The sequence below is a fragment of the Kitasatospora sp. NPDC036755 genome, from assembly GCF_040636595.1.
Taxonomy (GTDB): Bacteria; Actinomycetota; Actinomycetes; order Streptomycetales; family Streptomycetaceae; genus Kitasatospora.
In genome coordinates, this window is the sequence record NZ_JBEZUT010000617.1 from 1 (window position 1) to 2169 (window position 2169).

1 protein-coding gene is annotated in these 2169 nt (G+C 71.2%); it reads left to right on the top strand.

Translation table 11 applies throughout. The features are described from left to right. A partial coding sequence (locus AB0E96_RS40580; protein WP_359831799.1) for an AAA family ATPase occupies positions 1–2169 on the top strand: 2169 nt, incomplete at both ends.

Here is a 2169-nt window from a genome sequence, read left to right on the forward strand (position 1 = left end):
CCCCGGAGTCGACGGCCGCAGCAAGAAGTTCCGCGCGGCCAAGGAGAAGATCCGCGAGGAGGTCCGCGCCGAGTTCCGGATGGGCAGCGCTCCCCGCGACTACTCCGTGAGCACGGAGCGTAAGGTCGCCGAGGCGGTCGAGAAGCTGGGACCGAACGCGACTCCGGAGCAGAAGAAGAAGGCGGAGATGGGGGTCCGGCTCGGCGCGCCGGCGACCCGGAAGTTCTTCGACACGACGTACTCCGTCGCGAAGTCCGTCAGCTTGTTGCACGCCGGATACCAGGCCAGTGCCATCCAGCTTCGGGAGGCCGGCGACGTCGCCGGTGCCGAGGCGATGGAGGAGAAGGCCGCAGCCGTCCTGAAGCACGTACGGGCGGGCAACCAGGCGATGATCGACTATCTGCAGGAGCACGCCGGGTACGTCCGTGAGGGCCGCTCAGGCCACAAGGACGCCACGGGGCAGGCGCTCGGTCGTCGGGTCGAGGCCGACAACTGGACCGTGGCCTCATTCCTCCAGCACCTCAGCCGGGAGGAAGACCCCCAGCTTCACGTCCACAACGCGATCCTGTCCCGGATCAAGGTCAAGACGGTCGACCCGGTGACCGGCAAGCAGGGCGAGAAGTGGCTGGCCCTGGACTCCGAGGGGCTGTGGCGCCACGCGCTCGCGGCCGGGTTCCTTGCTGAGAGGGTCACCACGGAGGGCATCAGCGCCGAGCTGGGCGTGCGCTTCGGCTGGCGGCCCGACGGCAAGGCGGTCGAGGTGCTGGGCATCTCCGAGGAGATGCGGGCTCAGTTCTCCTCCCGGCGCCGGGTCATCACGAAGGCGGTCGCCGAGCTCGCGGCCGCGTACGAGGCCGACGAGGGCCGGATGCCCAGCCCGCACGTGCTGGCGAAGATGGCCCAGATCGTCACCGTCGACCCCCGGCTGCGGCCGTCGAAGAAGGAGCACGTCTCCCGCGAGGAGCTGCTGGAACGCTGGAACACGGCGTCCGTGGAACAGACCCGGGAGACGTTGGCGGGCGTTCCAACCGCCGTCGCCGAGGCCGCCGCCGAGCACGGCCTGGAGGCCGAGGAGTTCGACCCGGACGAGGTCGTGAAGCGGGCCGTGGAACGGGTCCAGGCCGAGCGTTCCGTCTTCCACCGCGGCCACATGATGGCTGCCATCGCGCGCGAGCTGCCCGCCTGCCTTGGCGGGCTGGAGGCCGACCAGGTTGCCCAGCTGCTCGGCGACCTCACCGATCTGGCGGTGGAGGCCGGCGGCGCGGACGGCAGCCTGGTCCCGCTGGAGGCGGAGGCCAAGGTCGCCGTTCCGGCCGCGCTGCTGCGCGAGGACGGCCAGAGCGTCTACACCCGTCACCAGGGCACCCTGTACGCGACGCGGGACCAGCTCGACATTGAGCAGGCCCTGCGGGACATGACGACGGACCGCACCGCCCGCGCTCTGGACCCCGAGTTCGTTGAAGAGCTGATCCAGGGCAAGGGCCTGAACGAGAAGCAGGCCGCCGCGGTGCGCGGGATCACCACCTCCGGCCGCCGCGCGGAAGCCCTGGTCGGGCCCGGTGGAACAGGGAAGTCGTACACGCTCGCCACCGTCACGGACGTGTGGACGGCGGCGGGCGGCCGGGTCATGGGTCTGGCCGCTTCCCAGGCCGCGGCCAACGTGCTGGCGGAGGAGGGCATCACCGAGACCGCGAACCTTGCGGAGCTGCTGGCCTACAACCGGCTGCTGGCCTCCGGGGTGAGCAACCCGACCACCGAGCGGTACCGGCTGACGCCGGACCACCTGGTCATCGTGGACGAGGCGTCCATGGCCGACACCGTCACGCTGACCGCGGTGCGCAAGCTGGTCCAGGCCGCCGGGGCGAAGATGGTCACGGCCGGCGACTACGAGCAGATGAGCGCGGTCGGCGCCGGTGGCGCGTTCCGCGCGATGGTGGCCGAGCTCGGCGACCAGGCGCACGTCTTGGAGGACGTCCGCCGGTTCGGCGCCGAGTGGGAGGGCCCCGCCTCCCTGCGTCTGCGGGCCGGCGACACCGAGGTACTGGCCGAGTACGAGGCCCGCGGCCGTCTGCGGGCCGGCACGTACGAGGAGATGGTGGAGGCCACCTACCAGACGTGGATCGCCGACGTCATGGGCGGGCGCCAGTCGGTCATGGTGACCGGCACGAA